This window comes from Streptomyces sp. CA-288835 (genome assembly GCF_050936385.1).
In the GTDB taxonomy this organism is placed as follows: domain Bacteria; phylum Actinomycetota; class Actinomycetes; order Streptomycetales; family Streptomycetaceae; genus Streptomyces.
This window is the reverse complement of record NZ_JBNJMW010000001.1, coordinates 55,043-69,414: the sequence shown is the minus strand read 5'-3', so window position 1 is coordinate 69,414 and position 14,372 is coordinate 55,043. Positions and strand designations below refer to the sequence as shown.

General features: G+C 67.6%; 12 protein-coding genes and 1 pseudogene. 6 read left to right on the top strand and 7 right to left on the bottom strand.

What is annotated here, in order from left to right:
• The first annotated feature begins 252 nt into the window (after positions 1–252).
• A complete protein-coding gene (locus ACQEVY_RS00320) occupies positions 253–876 on the top strand; it encodes a DUF6461 domain-containing protein (RefSeq protein ID WP_432943543.1) in 624 nt (207 codons plus the stop codon).
• A 532-nt stretch (positions 877–1,408) separates the two neighbouring features.
• Positions 1,409–2,107 carry a hypothetical protein gene (locus tag ACQEVY_RS00315; RefSeq protein ID WP_432943541.1) on the top strand — a complete coding sequence of 233 codons (699 nt, stop codon included), beginning with the start codon at positions 1,409–1,411 and terminating at the stop codon, positions 2,105–2,107.
• Here ACQEVY_RS00315 and ACQEVY_RS00310 read toward each other — a convergent pair.
• Entirely contained in the window at positions 2,051–2,767 is a 717-nt protein-coding gene (locus ACQEVY_RS00310) for a hypothetical protein (protein WP_432943539.1), read from the bottom strand. The genes ACQEVY_RS00315 and ACQEVY_RS00310 overlap by 57 nt on opposite strands.
• 274 nt (positions 2,768–3,041) lie before the next feature.
• Between ACQEVY_RS00310 and ACQEVY_RS00305 the strand changes: the two genes are divergently transcribed.
• A complete protein-coding gene (locus ACQEVY_RS00305) occupies positions 3,042–3,998 on the top strand; it encodes a hypothetical protein (RefSeq protein ID WP_432943537.1) in 957 nt (318 codons plus the stop codon).
• Positions 3,999–4,193: 195 nt separating this feature from the next.
• Here the strand turns inward: ACQEVY_RS00305 and ACQEVY_RS00300 are convergent, their stop codons facing one another.
• Positions 4,194–5,150 (bottom strand): hypothetical protein, encoded by a 957-nt coding sequence (locus ACQEVY_RS00300; RefSeq protein ID WP_432943535.1) that lies wholly within the window; start codon positions 5,148–5,150, stop codon positions 4,194–4,196.
• Between the two features lie 169 nt (positions 5,151–5,319).
• Between ACQEVY_RS00300 and ACQEVY_RS00295 the strand changes: the two genes are divergently transcribed.
• Entirely contained in the window at positions 5,320–6,144 is an 825-nt protein-coding gene (locus ACQEVY_RS00295) for an SDR family oxidoreductase (protein ID WP_432943533.1), read from the top strand.
• A gap of 164 nt (positions 6,145–6,308) precedes the next feature.
• Here ACQEVY_RS00295 and ACQEVY_RS00290 read toward each other — a convergent pair whose 3' ends face one another.
• The 4 genes from ACQEVY_RS00290 to ACQEVY_RS00275 form a co-directional block, all read right to left on the bottom strand.
• Positions 6,309–6,482, bottom strand: a complete 174-nt coding sequence (locus ACQEVY_RS00290) for a hypothetical protein (RefSeq protein WP_432943531.1) — start codon at positions 6,480–6,482, stop codon at positions 6,309–6,311.
• Between the two features lie 242 nt (positions 6,483–6,724).
• Entirely contained in the window at positions 6,725–7,120 is a 396-nt protein-coding gene (locus ACQEVY_RS00285; protein ID WP_432943529.1) for a hypothetical protein, read from the bottom strand.
• A gap of 1,260 nt (positions 7,121–8,380) precedes the next feature.
• Complete coding sequence (locus ACQEVY_RS00280; RefSeq protein WP_432943527.1) at positions 8,381–9,388, bottom strand: bacteriocin fulvocin C-related protein; 1,008 nt, start codon at positions 9,386–9,388, stop codon at positions 8,381–8,383.
• A gap of 80 nt (positions 9,389–9,468) precedes the next feature.
• A complete protein-coding gene (locus ACQEVY_RS00275; RefSeq protein ID WP_432943525.1) occupies positions 9,469–9,651 on the bottom strand; it encodes a hypothetical protein in 183 nt (60 codons plus the stop codon).
• A gap of 202 nt (positions 9,652–9,853) precedes the next feature.
• On the opposite strand from ACQEVY_RS00275, the gene ACQEVY_RS00270 reads away from it, so the two are divergent.
• Together ACQEVY_RS00270 and ACQEVY_RS00265 are read left to right on the top strand one after the other, a co-directional pair.
• Positions 9,854–10,150 carry a hypothetical protein gene (locus ACQEVY_RS00270; protein ID WP_432943523.1) on the top strand — a complete coding sequence of 99 codons (297 nt, stop codon included), beginning with the start codon at positions 9,854–9,856 and terminating at the stop codon, positions 10,148–10,150.
• Positions 10,151–11,359: 1,209 nt separating this feature from the next.
• Positions 11,360–13,036 carry a RecQ family ATP-dependent DNA helicase gene (locus ACQEVY_RS00265; protein WP_432943521.1) on the top strand — a complete coding sequence of 559 codons (1,677 nt, stop codon included), beginning with the start codon at positions 11,360–11,362 and terminating at the stop codon, positions 13,034–13,036.
• 604 nt (positions 13,037–13,640) lie between these two features.
• Here the strand turns inward: ACQEVY_RS00265 and ACQEVY_RS00260 are convergent.
• Positions 13,641–14,009, bottom strand: a pseudogene (locus ACQEVY_RS00260) (helix-turn-helix domain-containing protein); the annotation flags it as partial.
• Positions 14,010–14,372: the final 363 nt, after the last annotated feature.

The window sequence follows — 14,372 nt, the reverse complement described above, 5'->3', positions numbered from 1 at the left end:
GGGGGGATAGCTGCGGGGCATGACGGGCACAGGGCAGACCACTCTACGAATCCAGAGGCAGCTCACCGCCAAGGCGCCCCGTCGCGGTCAGGCGATGATCGTATGGAAGAAGAGGACCGCGGCCGCGAAGGCGGCTCCGCCGGCCAGGATGCCACTGGCAACGGTTCCTCCTCCAGCATCTACAAGCCCCGCTGGGTATCCTTCGCCGCCCACCCCAACCCCTGCCCACCGAGATGCTGACAAGGTGACGGAATGACGGACGGACTCCGCTGGGTGAACGAGGCATACCCTGACGGCTACAGCATCGTCTTCTGCGAGGACCTCACGCCGGAGGAGGTGCTCGAACGCCTCGGCGCCCGGCGCGAGTCCGTCTTCCCCCTCACCCGGTTCGAGGCCCAGGAAATCGAGGCTCGCAACGCGGCGGACGAGCCGTACGATCTCGACCACCTGGACGATCTGGATGTGGAGGCCGTGGAGGAACTGGGCTTCCTGCACCCTTCGACGAACGCCGTGATCCGGGCCGGCTCAATCGAGGGCTGGTCCTTCGCGATCCAGGCCTCCGCATCGTACGTCTCCGCCGTGAGCTACCTCCCCACACTCTCCCAGGGCACCCGCGTCATCGCCGCCAGCCGGGACGTGAACGCCGTACAGCGGGTGGAATACGCGGTGGACGGGCGTGTCCTGTCGTCCTTCGACCCCCTTTTTCCGGCGTACGACGACGGGGCCGAGCCGTTGACGCTCGGCTGGCCGTCGGGCGAGCGCATGAACCCGACGCAGGTTCTGGAGCAGTTGGAGAGCTGGTTCGGGCTGTGGATGCCAAAGGACTCGGAGGAACGTCGGCTGCCGGCAGCGGGCCTGTCGACGACAGACCGATGAGTTCTTCCCGCCCCTGCCGGTCTCCCCTGAGATTCGTTAAGTCCGTTTCTGATAGCGGCCCCGTCCGGGTTGGGTGAAGAAGCCTTGGCCGGTGAGGCGTCCGAGGCGACTTCGGATGACGTTCCAGGGCCGGGCCATCGGTGGGCATGCCGAGGAGTCTCCGCTCGGAGCGTACGAGGTATCGCCAGGTGAAGGACATACGGTCCCCTTCCCGTGAACCGTGAGCCGAAAGGTCCACGATCTGCCCCCCTCGTGACCGGAGTTAAGAGATGAGACCCATTTGCGTGGAGTCCGGCCGAAGCTCCTGCCGTGCCAGGAGTCCGATGGAGTGCTCTCGCCGAACGGCTGTCCCAGCAACGTTCTGCGCCTGGAGGTCAGAAGGCAGTTCACCACCGCCGTCGCCCGGATCGTTGGCGATACGGGAGCGGATCAAAGGATGCCAGAGGCGGCCTGCTGCCGAGGCAGTTTGCTGGTTTGCTGGTATGTCCTGCTACCGGCGGTCAGGCTGTCGACGTGAAACGACAGCCTGGCCATGTGTGTGCTGCCGGGGGATCCGTCCTGGATCCAGGAAGCCGGCTATCTCGAAGACGGCTTCGGCCTGCTCGGCAGAGCCGCCGAGGTCGCCGACGTCAGAGGCGAGGCGGATCGGTACGTCCTGTCCGACCTCACCTACCGCATCGCCGCGGAGGCGATCGGCCGCATCAAACACGACGTACTCGACCACGAGGCCGGCCAACCCACGGCCTGCCTGTACGTCGTGCAGGCCTTCGAACTGGACGCCCTGTGGAAGGTCCTGGGGGTCCTGCGACGTGCACGAGATGGCGAGGACCGCACCACCGAGGTCCGGGAGCTGAATTCATCCCCTTTCTCCCCAAGCCATCCAAATCCGGAAGGACTGGGGAGGAAGAGCAGCTCCGGCCGCTTTTTGGGAAGCCTCATCAACCCTCCCAGGTCATGCCTCGACAGGGGGGGACACAGTCCATGCCGAGTGTGCTTCCCGAGCCTCTGTCCCGAAGGCTCAGCGGGTTTCAGTGCAGTGGTGAGACGCCAGTTGGATGGAGCCGTTGCCGAGGGTGAGCAGGCCGTCGTTCGCGCTGTGGGCTTGAAAGACAGCACCTGGGATGGCGATGGCCGAGGTGGTCATCAGCTCGCCGATCTGGGCGGCATCGGGCTGTCAGCCGCTGGTTTCCCAAGTCAGACGCGGGTAGGTCGAGCCGGTGAGTGGGGCTAGCCAGTCGGGATAGATGTCGGACTTGTACCACAGCGACATGGCGCGGGTCATGATGGCGCTCCGCAGCGGAGTGCACGGCCGGCGCGCCCAAAGGTCCGTGTAGGCTGCTTCGTGAGCGGTAAGTGCGTCTTGATCCCACAGCCGCTGGATGCCGGGCTGGCTGTGCCACTGAGTTTCGAGGTGGAAAGTGCGGCGCATGTCCCGGACCGTGTACCAGGAGCTGGTGTGGGAATCGATGAGATCCACGCGCGCCCCAGTGGGTAGATGAGCAAGCCGCAGGCGCCGCTTGTTGTGGCTGAGGAAGCGCAGGCCGGGAATGCCGGCGACGCGCCCGCTGGCGTACAGGACGGGCATCAGCCGAGAGGCGACGCGGCATGCGGTGTTGGTGTAGATCTCCAGCCCGTCCGGCCGGGAGATGATCGCGTTCAGGTAGCCCTGAATGCCGCTGAGACACCGCTTGCCCGGGTGTTCCACCAGATGAGGGGCACGGGCCGAACTCATCAGGCAGGTCACCAGGAGCGCCTGAAACGCCTGCTGCTGCGGACTGGCCCAGTCCAACTGAACCCGGCCCGAACCCGCCCGCGGAGTCACCCGCGCATCGATGTACAGCAGCTCTTCGCAGGCGCGTCGCAGCGCAAGGTCACTGGTGTGTGGCGACATGACAGCCCTTCAGCGGCATGACTGCCCGGGCAGCGGCCGACTGATGGGAAAGCACGCTGAGAGGAGAATCCGCGGGGGACCGGGCATCGCACCCTTGAGGCCAACCGCCTGTCCGCCCGGGCGGACCGCAAGCCTTCGGGCTGTCCCAGCCCTTGCCCGCAGACGTTACCGCGGACGTGGCTTCAAATCGGTAGCGGCGCCGGGCTGTTCACCCGTGTGGCGTAGCTTGCCAAACCGTGCCCAGCCGGACGTCTGGTGCGATACACCGGACAGGGTGAGCGAGACCACCAACCTGAACGGGGCGCAGAGCGTCCGTGACGCCCTGACCCGCGGCCGCACGGCGGTCGACGACTTCACGCGCACCTGGCTGTCGCAGGGCAACCCCACATGGCCGGAGGAAACGGCGACGGTCCTGCTCCTCATGGCCGTGCATCCGGAGTTGTCGTACACCGCATTCACCCGCCGCGAGGAGAGCCGGATCGGCGCGGACTGGCTGTGGTGGTTCTCAGACTCCACCACCCGCGAAGCCTTCGGCCTGCTGGTCCAGGCCAAGAACCTCAAGAACTCCGGCAGACGATTCACGATCGACTACACCTACAAGCAGGGCGATCAACAGCGTGCACTGCTGCGCGCAGCCGATCTGCTGCAGGTCCCAGCCGCCTACGTGCTCTACTGCGGCGACGTCGACTACCGGCGCGCGCTCGACTGTGATCAAGGACATGCCGGTTCAGTCGCGTGCACGCAGGACCCCAGGGCCGGCGTGAGCGTGCTGTCGGCGCTGCTGGCCGAATATATGGTGGGTCTATCGGCGGGCGACTTGGCGGCGGCTTCGATGCACGCCTCTGTTCCCTTGGAGGAGCTCACCGTCTGGGCACAGCAGCCCTGGCATCACCGCGGACTGCTCCGGGAAGAGATGGCGGAGTTCCTGCTGCGGCCGCAGCAGGGGGCTCGACTGGTCGCCAAACGACTGCTGACCGTGCTGGACAACTACCGGCAGCGTCAGTTCCTGAGCGCGGAATACAACCACTCTCGTCTGGACGTGGAGGACGCCGTATTCGCCGGCGGCCTGCCCGATGACCGGGGCCACTACACGCGCCCATACTTCCCGCACGTGCTCAGAGGGCTGCGCCGATCCCTCCCGGACTACGTCCAGTGGGCGATGGAGACACGTCAGATACCTGAGGGACCACAGTTCGAGGGCCTCGGCGGGATGGCTGTGGTTTCGATGTGAAATCTGCGCGGCCGCCGGTGGCGGAGGTCCAGGCAGAGGTGGGCGGATAAGGCTGCTTCTTCTCCGGGCGCACGCGATAGCCGGGCTTCATCAGCGGTTCGGCCTCTGTGTACCTGAGGGCGACAGCGTGGAGCAGCGCCGCGACTCGGTCGTCGGTGTCGGACCGGCGGGTCATCGCGGGCTCGGTTGTGCGGTTCAGGGACTGTTGGTGCCGGTGGCTTCCACCGGTAGGGGGCGCGGGTACGGGGCTGGCGTGGTTGCGGGCAGGGGGATTTCGTCCAGGCGCAGCGGCTGCGGACCGTGCGGGCCGTGCAGGGCGAAGCGAACATTGCGCTCGTCGTCCACCTCCTGCGGAGCGTCCCCGACAGCCCGGAGCAGCGCCCGCAGCCGCGGATGGGGTGACTGGCGGGCACGGCCGATGACTTCGGGCATGCGCAGCGCCTGGAGCGTGAGTGAGGCGAGATTGACGCCGGCGCGGTAGTGCCGGTGAGCGTTCTCGGTGATCCAGGGCTTGCCGTCGATGACGTCGGCCACGCTGAGATGCGACAGCGTGTACAGCATTACGATCTCGCTGCGCTGGACCGCCAGGCGGGTCCCGGGTGGCAGGAGCTGTCCTGGCGGAAGTTCCTCACTGGAGGTGACGGAGCGCCCGATGAGCGGGCCGCCACCCTGGTCACGAACTTGTGCGAACTGCTCGACGGTGGCGTCGACATGGCGGCCGGAGTCGGGCAGGAGCAGGATGCAGTGGCCGTGAAAGACGGTGCCGTCGTCGTTCCATGACGGCTCCGGGGTGCCGTGCAGCACGCTGTCGCCGTTGGCCTCGCGGACGACGAGGTCGGTCAGCGCGAGTTCCGAGCGGATCCCGAGCTGACCGTAGGCGTACTTCAGGGTGAGGCAGCTGTCCACGCAGATGTTGGCCGGCGCCCCGCTCTCGTCCGCGATCCCGGCCCACAGGTTCGGCAGCAGCAGCTCCACGAGCGCGTCCGGGGGCGCCTGTTCCAGGATGCGGGCTGTCATCGGCATGTTGCCCCGCATCACGTACGGGGTGCGAGGACCGGCCAAGAGCGAAGGGGACCGGGGCGCAGACTCCGGCTTACGCCGGATGACACGCTGCTGTGGCTTGCGCTGCTTCCTGCCCCGTGACTTGGCCATACCGGGGAGCCTAGAGACGGTTGAATCCCCGCGACAGAGCGCGAATTACGCCACGGCCGATTGCACCTGGCCGCGCTGTTCCCCGAGTCGGACCAGCAGGCCACAGTGCTGGGCTGATGCCTGGGCAACAGTGGCCCGGACCGAAATGGGCTGCCCTACCGTGGGGGCCATGAGGGTCTTGATCATCGGCGGCAGCGGGTTTCTGGGGACGGAACTTGTGCGCCAGGCGACGGCTGCGGGCTGGGAGACGGCCGTGACGTACTGTTCCCGCCCCGGCAGTATTCCCGGAGCCTCGTGGTACCAGCTCGACCTTCGCGCACCCGGGCACGTCGACGAGGTGCTGGCCGCGGTTGCCCCCGGTGCCGTCATCAACGCGACGAGCGGAGGGAGCGACTGGGCGGTCACTGCCGACGGCTCGATCCGCGTGGCGATGGCCGCGGTGAAACGCGGTTGCCGCCTGGTCCACGTCTCCAGCGATGCCGTGTTCTCCGGTTCCCGCATTCACTACGACGAGACCTGCCTGCCCGACCCGGTCACCCCGTACGGCGCGGCAAAGGCCGCCGCCGAGACCGCTGTGCGGCTCCTGGCGCCGGCCGCTGCGATCGCACGCACCTCACTGATCATCGGGAACGGCGGATCCGTTCACGAGCGCATGGTCCACGCCCTGGCTGTCGGCACACACGACGGCGTCCTGTTCACCGACGACATCCGCTGCCCGGTACATGTCCAAGACCTGGCCTCCGCTCTGCGGGAACTCGCAATGTCCGACCAGGCGGGGATATTCCACCTCGCCGGAGCGGACGCCCTCAGCCGTCACGAACTCGGCGTGCTCATCGCCCAACGCGACGGACTCGACGCAACCCGGCTGTCTACCGGGCGCCGAGCCGACACCCGCACGCCCGGCGCCCTCTACGTCCGCCTCGACAGCAGCGCCACACAGGGGCGCGTACGCACACGGCTGCGTGGAGCCCGAGAGTTCCTCCAACTCCGGTAAGACGAAAGGCGAATCGGCAAGTTCGCCGATCATTGCGCCCCGAGGGGTGACGTGCTGCGGGGGCCTCATGGAATGATCTGGCTACGCAACGTGAGCGCGGTTGGATACGGGGGTGACATGGCGGAGCGAGCGGATCCATTCGAGGCCTCAGCGTCTGCGATCGGTTACGTGTACCAGCTGCGGAAGGCACTGCACACCTGTATCGAACGGCATGCGGGCGGGCTCGACTGGTGGGCCGCGCCGACGGACAGGCCGAACAGGCCGCAGATCCGGCGGTGGTCGCCGTGTGCCTCGGCCTCGTGGAGGAGACGGTGCTCGCGAAGCTGGCTGGTGGGCATGCCGAGCACGTCGTTGATCCAGACGTGACGATCGGCTCCACGCCGCAGCCCGTGGTCTGGGAGACGAACAGGGATTGGTGGTGCGGGGCCGGGCCACCGGCGGTTTCGGTAGTCCAGGTAGGCCGCCAGGCGGGTACGTATTGGAGTGCAAAACCGTCCCTGCCCATACAGATCGGCCGGGCCTGCGTTGTTGCCGTTGCGCAGGTGCCATTGCAGCTTTCCGGTCGCGCCGTTCCGCGAGATCAGAACGCGCCGGAGTAGTCGAGCGGGCGGGAGGTGTCGAACTGGAACCTGAACGGCACACCGTCCCTGACGTTGGTCGCGACCACCGTCCACCTATCAAAAGCCGCGAACGTGTTTGCGCGCTGACAGCCGGTGGATTGGAAGCACACTTTCACGAGGACGGTGAACTCCGGCTTGATTTGGATGTCACGGCAGTTGCTCGTGGTCACGTAGAAGCCGGTTGGATCGGTAACAGTGCCCGATGGCTTAAAGAGGGAGTATGCGCTTCCAAGGCAGGAAGCGGCGATCGCGGCGCCACCCTTCGGTGCCGCGATCGCCGGCGTGGCCGGCGCAGTGAGCACCCCGGCGAACAGCACCGCACCTGCTGCCGCCGCAGCTGATTTTCTGTTCATCATGAAGGTCCCTCCTGATGCGGGGATCGCATCGACGCCAGAACACAACCACAGGAGCTCCGGGAGGGGTCCCGAAAGTCAGGTGGGGCTGGCCAGGAGATGGGCCATGCTCGGAGCGTCATAGCCGGCGTCGAAGGCGACCAGGATGTCGTGGTCGCCTGCCGCCCAGCGGGAGGCCGGGGTCGAGGCCGTGCAGACGATCGTACGGGCGGCGGTAACGAGACCCGCGTTGCCACCGAGACCAGAGCAACATCAACCAAGGTTCAAGCACAGCTTATGGGAGCGCTCTCACATGGGCCGGGTCGGGTCAAGCTGCGCCACGAAAATCCTTGCCGCCCTGACGGCCCTGGGCGGGGTTGGCGGACTCGTGGCCTTCTGGCAAATTCGCCGATCCAGTCGAAGCACCGACAACACCAATGGTGACGATCGAGCCGATAACAACGAGGGCGGCAGCAGTGCCACACCACCGTCACAGCAGCCACCGAACCCAGCCGCTCCCCCTAGCAATCAGGAGCCGGACTCAGCGGCCCCCGGGTAGAAGCTGGTTCGGCACTCAACGTCACCCCTGGTCATCCCAAGGGGTGTTCACGCGTGGGGTGACCTGGGCGTGAGCTACGCGCGTGAAGATCGCTTCCCACCCTGCCGAAGATCGCTTCCCGGCAGCACGGCATGGCTGGGGCCGCAGGGCGTCGGCCGCTGGCGGTGTTGGTCCAGCCGTTGCGAGGGAGGGCGGCGCGGGCCAGGTCGCGCACGGCGCTCGTGACGACCGGGGTGAAGCTTCCCCCCACAGGTCGCCGGCGCAGCTCTGGTCGAGCGGGTACGGGCAGACGCCACCACCCTCGCCCCGGATCACCTGCTGACCGGCGCCGGGCTGCAGAAGCTGCCCTGACCCGGGGCCCGTACGACCTGGACGATGTGTGTGTGGCGCCGGAGCGGACCATGCCGATCGACCCGAGTGTTCAGTTTCCCGGTGGTCGGGAGCCACGCGTTCCAGGAGGCGGAGGAGGGCGGCCCAGGCCAGGGCGTACGCGTCGTCGTCCTGGTAGTCAGACTCGGTTGATTCTCCGTTGAGCTGGCGTGCTGTGTACTCGCTGACCGCCGGGTCGGGCAGGACCAGGGCGGTGCCGCCGGCCTGGGGATGAGAGCGCGGCAGCCGTCCCGGGTGAGCAGTGGCCGCCGCGCGTTCCACCGGCTCGGCGTCGACACCGGTGTACTGCCGTCGACGCCGAGCCTGGTTTCACGGGCGAAGGGGAGCCGATAGCCTCACCCGATTGCGAAGCAGTGACCGTCGCAGGTGTAGTCCCACCAGGCTCCGCAGCCGCTCGGGATCCGTTCGCAGGAAGCCCGGTACTGACAGTTCGTTCCGATACGGCAGAAGTCCGACGCGTCGGCACAGCTGCAGTACTCGGCCCTGGCGGAGACCGGCTGGTCGGCCGGGCCGAGAGACGCCATGACGCGGTAGGCCTCGTCGGCGCCGAACGCCGCGATCATTTGCCGGCTCATCTCCTGGTCCGCGCGGACCCGTGCGTCCGACTTATCGCCGCCGAACACCGCGTCATCGGAGATGTAACGCTCCAGGTCGGCAAGGGCCCGCTTCTGCTCCGAGGTCGTGGGCGGGTGGGCGGCCCGGTAGCTCGCGACGTGCTCGCGCCACAGGCGCGCGCGGGTGGAAGCCGGCAGCGCGGCGTGGATGGCCCTGCGGTAGTCGGGCGAGTAGGCGATGATCGCCTGGTACGTCTGCGGCAGCCGGTCCCGGTTGGCCGTCACCCACGCCGCGGCGGCGGAGCGGCGTTCCTCGGCGAAGGCCGGCGCCGTTCCGGTGAACAGCAGGCCCCCGGCGATGGTGGCGCCGGCGCCCAGGCGGAGGAACTGCTTACGGCTGAACCGCTTCGTGTCGTCGGCAGGGCTGACCAGCGGCTGATGGATCTGCTCGCGCAGCTGGCCGAGGGCGCTCAGGATCCGGAAGGTGGCGCGCACCCCGAGACGACGGGTGAGGGGAAGGGCCATTCGGTGCGACGTCCATGCGCGAACCCGCCCGTCCTCGTCAGCACGGATCAGGGTCGGTGTGAAGGGGGCGTCGGGGCCGAAGGCCACCGCCCGCCACTCCTTCATCCGCGGGTTCTCGAGCGGGAGCACCTCCAGCCTGCCGGCGCAGGCGGCGGCGACCGCCTGTGAAATCTCTCCGCAGGTGCGGCACGATCCGTCGAAGCCGAGTACCCAGTGCGTTTCACTTTCTGGTCGTGCTGGACGTACCTCTCTTCTTTCCTTCATGTGTCTTGTTCCTCCTCTGATGCGGGGATCGCATCGACGCCAGAACACAACCACAGGAGCTCCGGGAGGGGTCCCGAAAGTCAGGCGGGGCTGGCCAGGAGATGGGCCATGCGCGGAGCGTCATAGCCGGCGTCGAAGGTGACCAGGACGTCGTGGTCGCCTGCCGCCCAGCGGGAGGCCGGGGGCGCGGCCCGGGCAGCCGGCCAGACGGACTGATCGGAACGGACCTGCCGCACATCCTCCACGTCCCAGTACCGCTGCATCCCGCGCAGCGTTCACGCAGGTCAGAAGGGTGAGCGTCTCACGTTGACCCAGACTGGGCGGGATTAGTGGTTTCCATCCCGCGCCCGTCCATCGTGAGTGCCGTGCGCACAGCGGGCGCCGGACGACCGTCCGTACGCGCAGCCAAGTCGGCAAGCGCTACCCGCCAGTCCGAAGGTTCTTCCCCGATCGAAAGGAACGACGATGCGCAAACTGATGCTCGTCACCACGGTGGCGGCTCTCGGTTCCAGCCTGTTCCTCGCGCCCTCCGCTTCGGGTGCCCCGACTCAGCCCCGCCAGGCGGCAGCTGACTGTCGGGTCTGGATGGACACCCGAACGTACGGCGCGAGTTGCCCTGACCGCCAGAAGTACAGGGCCCGGGCCTATTGCACCAACGGAAAGTGGGTCAACGGTCCCTGGCGGAACAAGTGGAACTGGTCTTACGCCTACTGCTCCAGCATCGGGTCCTACCTGGAGGGCTGGGAGATCGACTGGGCCTGAGCCTGCTGGATTGCGGCAGGCAGCGGGAGCTCGGCAGACGGTCTCGATCCTCGTGTCCTGCTGCTGCCACACACTCAGGTTGCGTGCCCGTGTCTCGGGACGGCTGCCTCCGCACCTCGCGCTCCAGGCATGTCCCCAGGTCGCGAGGGTCGCCGTCGCCGGGGCTGTGCACCGGCACCGGACACCGGCCCGGCCGCGCCGCCCTGGAAGGAGTGGGACGTGGTGGCGCCCCAGTCGGCCACCGCGCCGGCAGCCGGTCCTGTCCGACCACCCGATCCTCCAGCTGCCGGACGCCTGGTGGGCCGACTTCGCCGGGGCGCTGGAGAAGGTGCCGCCCGTCAGTACCGACCGCGTCGCCGTACGCCTGAGAAGAAGGACCAGGCCGCCAACCGCCCGTGTGGGCTGTTGGGCCGTGTTCGGCCCTGGGGTCTTGGGGGTGCTGGCGGGCCGTGTCCGGCCCGGCGTGCGGCCCTGTGGGGCGGTCTCTGGGCCTTGTTGGGCCGTTGGGGGTGTGTGGGCTGGGGGTGAGCTTGTTCGGTCGCGTGGCGGCTCGCCGGTGGTCGGTTGTGGGCGGCTGGCGCCCGGAGGGTGCCTTGTTCTGCTGGAGGGTTCCTGATCTCTCGTCACTACCTGGGCTACTCCCGGGAGGGTTGGGCCCGGAGGGCCTAACCCTCGCCGGTATTCCGTGATTTAATTTCTCTCACGGAATACCAATCAAATGCCCCCAGTTTTAAAGGAATCGGAGATCCCCCCTAAACCTGCCCCCCCGCTAGAGGGATATGACGATCGCTCAACTCAAACCCTAATTCCCCACCCATGCAATGAAATCCAGCACTCGAATTAGTTCCGGAGGAACAAACTGCATCCGCCCGCTTTTCCGTTCCGGAGGGGCGCAGGTTTATGGAATGGCCGGAGGCCATTTCCATAACCCCCCGCCGGAGGCGGGCAATTCGCGCGGGGACGCGAGCGGAGCGAGTATTCGGCTGCCGGAGGCAGAGCTCCTGTACCCACGGCGCAATATCGGTTCCTTCACATCGGGTGACGACCGTGCGTGGCCGCCTGAGGCGGGCGCCACAGGAGACGGTCCGCCTCCTGCGTTACTGTCACCGGGCGGATCGCCTCGGCCGCAGCGGCCCGCCGCAGAGCCGTAGTAGACCGAAGAACGCGCGGTCGGGTCACCCCGGCGCGCTGTACTGCACAGGGAGTTCCATGCTGACCAGGCTGTTCGCCGCCCGCCGGCTACGCAGAGCGGCGCGAAGGGTCTTCGGGTGGGACCAACTGCGCCCCGGTCAGCTCACTGGGATGAAGGCGGTCATGGCCCGCCGGGATGCCATCGTGGTCATGCCGACCGGTTCGGGCAAGTCGGCCGTGTATCAGGTGCCGGGCACGCTGCTGCCCGGTCCGACGCTCGTGGTGTCTCCGTTGATCGCCCTCCAGCGGGACCAGGTCGCCGGGCTGCTGCGGAGAGGTGGCCAGACTGCGGTGGCGATCAACTCGTCGATGAGCCAGACGCAGAACGAGCGGGCTTGGGCGAGCGTGAGCGGCGGCGAAGCGCGGTTTCTGTTTCTGGCCCCGGAACAGCTGGCCAAGCAGGAGGTGCTGGAGCGGCTGAGCGCACTGAAGCCATCTCTGTTCGTCGTGGACGAGGCGCACTGCGTGTCGTCCTGGGGTCACGACTTCCGGCCCGACTACCTCAGGCTTCGGCAGGCCGCGGAGAGCGTCGGGCGCCCTCCGATCCTCGCGCTGACCGCCAGCGCCGCGGCACCGGTGCGCGCCGACATCGTCGAACAGCTGGGCATGCGCAAGGTCCGGGAGGTGGCGGCGGGCTACGACCGGCCCAACATCCGCCTGGAGGTGACTCACTTCCTCGATGACGCAGCCAAACGGCGGTCAGTGGTGGAACGGGCGGCCGCCGAGCCCAAGCCGGGCATCGTCTACGCCGCGACGCGCAAGGACGCCGAGACGTACGCCGCGGAGCTGAGCCAACTCGGCCTGGCCGCGGCCGCCTACCACGCAGGCACCCGGTCAGCCGAACGCGCCGCGGTGCACGACCGTTTCCTGGCCGGAGAGCTGGACGTGGTGGTGGCCACCTCGGCGTTCGGCATGGGGATCGACAAACCCGACGTGCGGTTCGTATTGCACGCTTCGGTGCCCGGATCGCTCGATGCCTACTATCAGGAGATAGGCCGGGCGGGACGGGACGGTGCGGCGGCCCGGGCGATCCTGCATTACCGCAAAGAGGATCTCGGACTGCAGAAGTTCTTCTCCACCGGCCGTCCGGATCCTGACACGATCAAGAGGGCCGCCCGCAGTGTGTGGGAGCACACGACAGCGGTGACACCCACAGAGCTCCAGCAGAAGACCGGTCTGTCCGCCGGCAGACTGACCGCGGTGCTCAATCTGCTGGAGCAGGCCGAGGCCGTCACCGTGGAGCGCGGAAAGGTGTCCCGGGTGCCCGGTACCGATCTGGGAGACGCAGTCGACCAGGCCGTGAGGCGTGGCGCCGCGCACGAGAGACTGGAACGCTCGCGGGTCGAGATGATGCGCGGCCTGGCCGAGACCACCGGCTGCCGACGGCGTTTCCTGCTCGGTTACTTCGGCGAGCAGTTGCACACCCGGTGCGACAACTGCGACAGGTGCCTGCAGCAAGCGGGTGCCCGGGCCGACGCCCTTCCAGACCTGCCGCGCCCACGCACCGCCTCGCCCGAAGGCCGCGACCACGCGTTCGCGCCCGGTGTCCGGGTCCGCCACCCCCAGTGGGGGGACGGCGAGGTCCTCAGCGAGGAGGACCACCGAATCACCGTACTGTTCGCCTCGGTCGGCTACCGCACCCTGTCGCTTCCGGTGATCCTGGAGAAGTCCCTGCTCACACCCATCCAGGAGTGACCGACGGCTGTGGGGCTCGAATTCCGTCGGTGCACATCCCGTCGCCTGCACATCAAGCCCGACATCTGGAGCAGAAGCTTTCTGCTTGACTGTGGCGGGCGGAGAGTCCCGTGAAGACCGGCAGCCTTTCAACGCGAGCCTGCGGAGGCGGGACGTCGGGGACCGGGCTCGGCGGTGCGTTCGACAACAAGGTGGTAGGCTGCATCGCGTTGACGTTGAATGCGTGTGTGCTGCCCCACAGGAAGAGCCGGAACGCCCGGTAGGGGGTTCGGTATCTTCGAGCTGCGGGCTCATCTCGTCGTTCGGCCACTGTCGGCCACGTTCGCCGACAGTCGCACGGTACAGGGCATGCACAACCGGCATGAGTGACGACGACAGGTGGGCGGCCTACTGTCGTGACAATCTCGTCCCGGCTGCCGATGTGGCGCTATCCCTGTGGCGGGCCGCACTCGATACCGAGCTGACCCCCACGACGACGGCACGACCACGCTGCTCCTCACCGTCGTCAACACCAGCCCGCCGCCCGAACACCAGTACACCGACCCGACGGACGCCGTCGCCTACGGCCGTGACTACGTCGATACGGCGTTGTACGAGGTGCGTTCGACTGCTCGGCCACCGTGTGGTCACGCGTGGGCACCAGGGTGCCATCCACGATAAGCACGGTGCCCTTGCGGAACCGTTGGCGTGGCCGCAGGGCGAGCAGCGGCCCGAGGCGGTTGATGATGCGGTCCGCCGCGGACTTCGAGATTCCGAACAGCGGCGCGAGCTGTCGCAGCGTCAAGTTGGTTCTCCAGTACGCCGCTACCAGCAGGACGCGGTCCTCCAAAGGCAGGCTCCACGGCCGGCCTCGGCGGGCCACGTCTGCTCCCTCACGGCGCAGGGCGGTCACGAGCTTGCCGAAGCAGCGTGGGCTCAGCCCGGTGAACGGGCCTATCCAGGACGGCTGCGACGCCGTGATCACACCAGACACGCATTGATCATTTCACCGCAGTTTGGGTTCCTCATCCAGCTTCCGGGCTGCCGGCCAAACGGCGTCTCCACCAGAGGTCAGAACGCCACTGCCGTGTGGCGAAGGGATCCGGCAGCGTGCGCTCGACGTATCTGGCATCCAGGACACGTACTTGGCGTTCAAGTTCGGCGCGGGGTCTGGGAGGCAACTGCCGCACGATCTCGGCAAGCACGTCGCGTGCGTGCCGCACGTCGTAGAAAGAGCAGCCGCGGCAGGAACACGTCTCCTCCTGCGGATACAGGGGCCGACGTCCTGGTGGTTGGAGAAATGCTCGGTACTGCCGCAGCGCACGGTCGGTGACGCCGGGGTAGATGTAGTAGTCGC

Bases quoted from the DNA above. Each gene is read 5' to 3' on its own strand.
- ACQEVY_RS00290 (WP_432943531.1), bottom strand. From the start codon at position 6,482: ATGCCCACCAGCCAGCTTCGCGAGCACCGTCTCCTCCACGAGGCCGAG.
- ACQEVY_RS00275 (WP_432943525.1), bottom strand. From the start codon at position 9,651: ATGCAGCGGTACTGGGACGTGGAGGATGTGCGGCAGGTCCGTTCCGAT.
- ACQEVY_RS00310 (WP_432943539.1), bottom strand. From the start codon at position 2,767: ATGTCGCCACACACCAGTGACCTTGCGCTGCGACGCGCCTGCGAAGAG.
- ACQEVY_RS00300 (WP_432943535.1), bottom strand. From the start codon at position 5,150: ATGGCCAAGTCACGGGGCAGGAAGCAGCGCAAGCCACAGCAGCGTGTC.
- ACQEVY_RS00270 (WP_432943523.1), top strand. From the start codon at position 9,854: ATGCGCAAACTGATGCTCGTCACCACGGTGGCGGCTCTCGGTTCCAGC.
- ACQEVY_RS00320 (WP_432943543.1), top strand. From the start codon at position 253: ATGACGGACGGACTCCGCTGGGTGAACGAGGCATACCCTGACGGCTAC.
- ACQEVY_RS00315 (WP_432943541.1), top strand. From the start codon at position 1,409: ATGTGTGTGCTGCCGGGGGATCCGTCCTGGATCCAGGAAGCCGGCTAT.
- ACQEVY_RS00280 (WP_432943527.1), bottom strand. From the start codon at position 9,388: ATGAAGGAAAGAAGAGAGGTACGTCCAGCACGACCAGAAAGTGAAACG.
- ACQEVY_RS00265 (WP_432943521.1), top strand. From the start codon at position 11,360: ATGCTGACCAGGCTGTTCGCCGCCCGCCGGCTACGCAGAGCGGCGCGA.
- ACQEVY_RS00295 (WP_432943533.1), top strand. From the start codon at position 5,320: ATGAGGGTCTTGATCATCGGCGGCAGCGGGTTTCTGGGGACGGAACTT.
- ACQEVY_RS00285 (WP_432943529.1), bottom strand. From the start codon at position 7,120: ATGATGAACAGAAAATCAGCTGCGGCGGCAGCAGGTGCGGTGCTGTTC.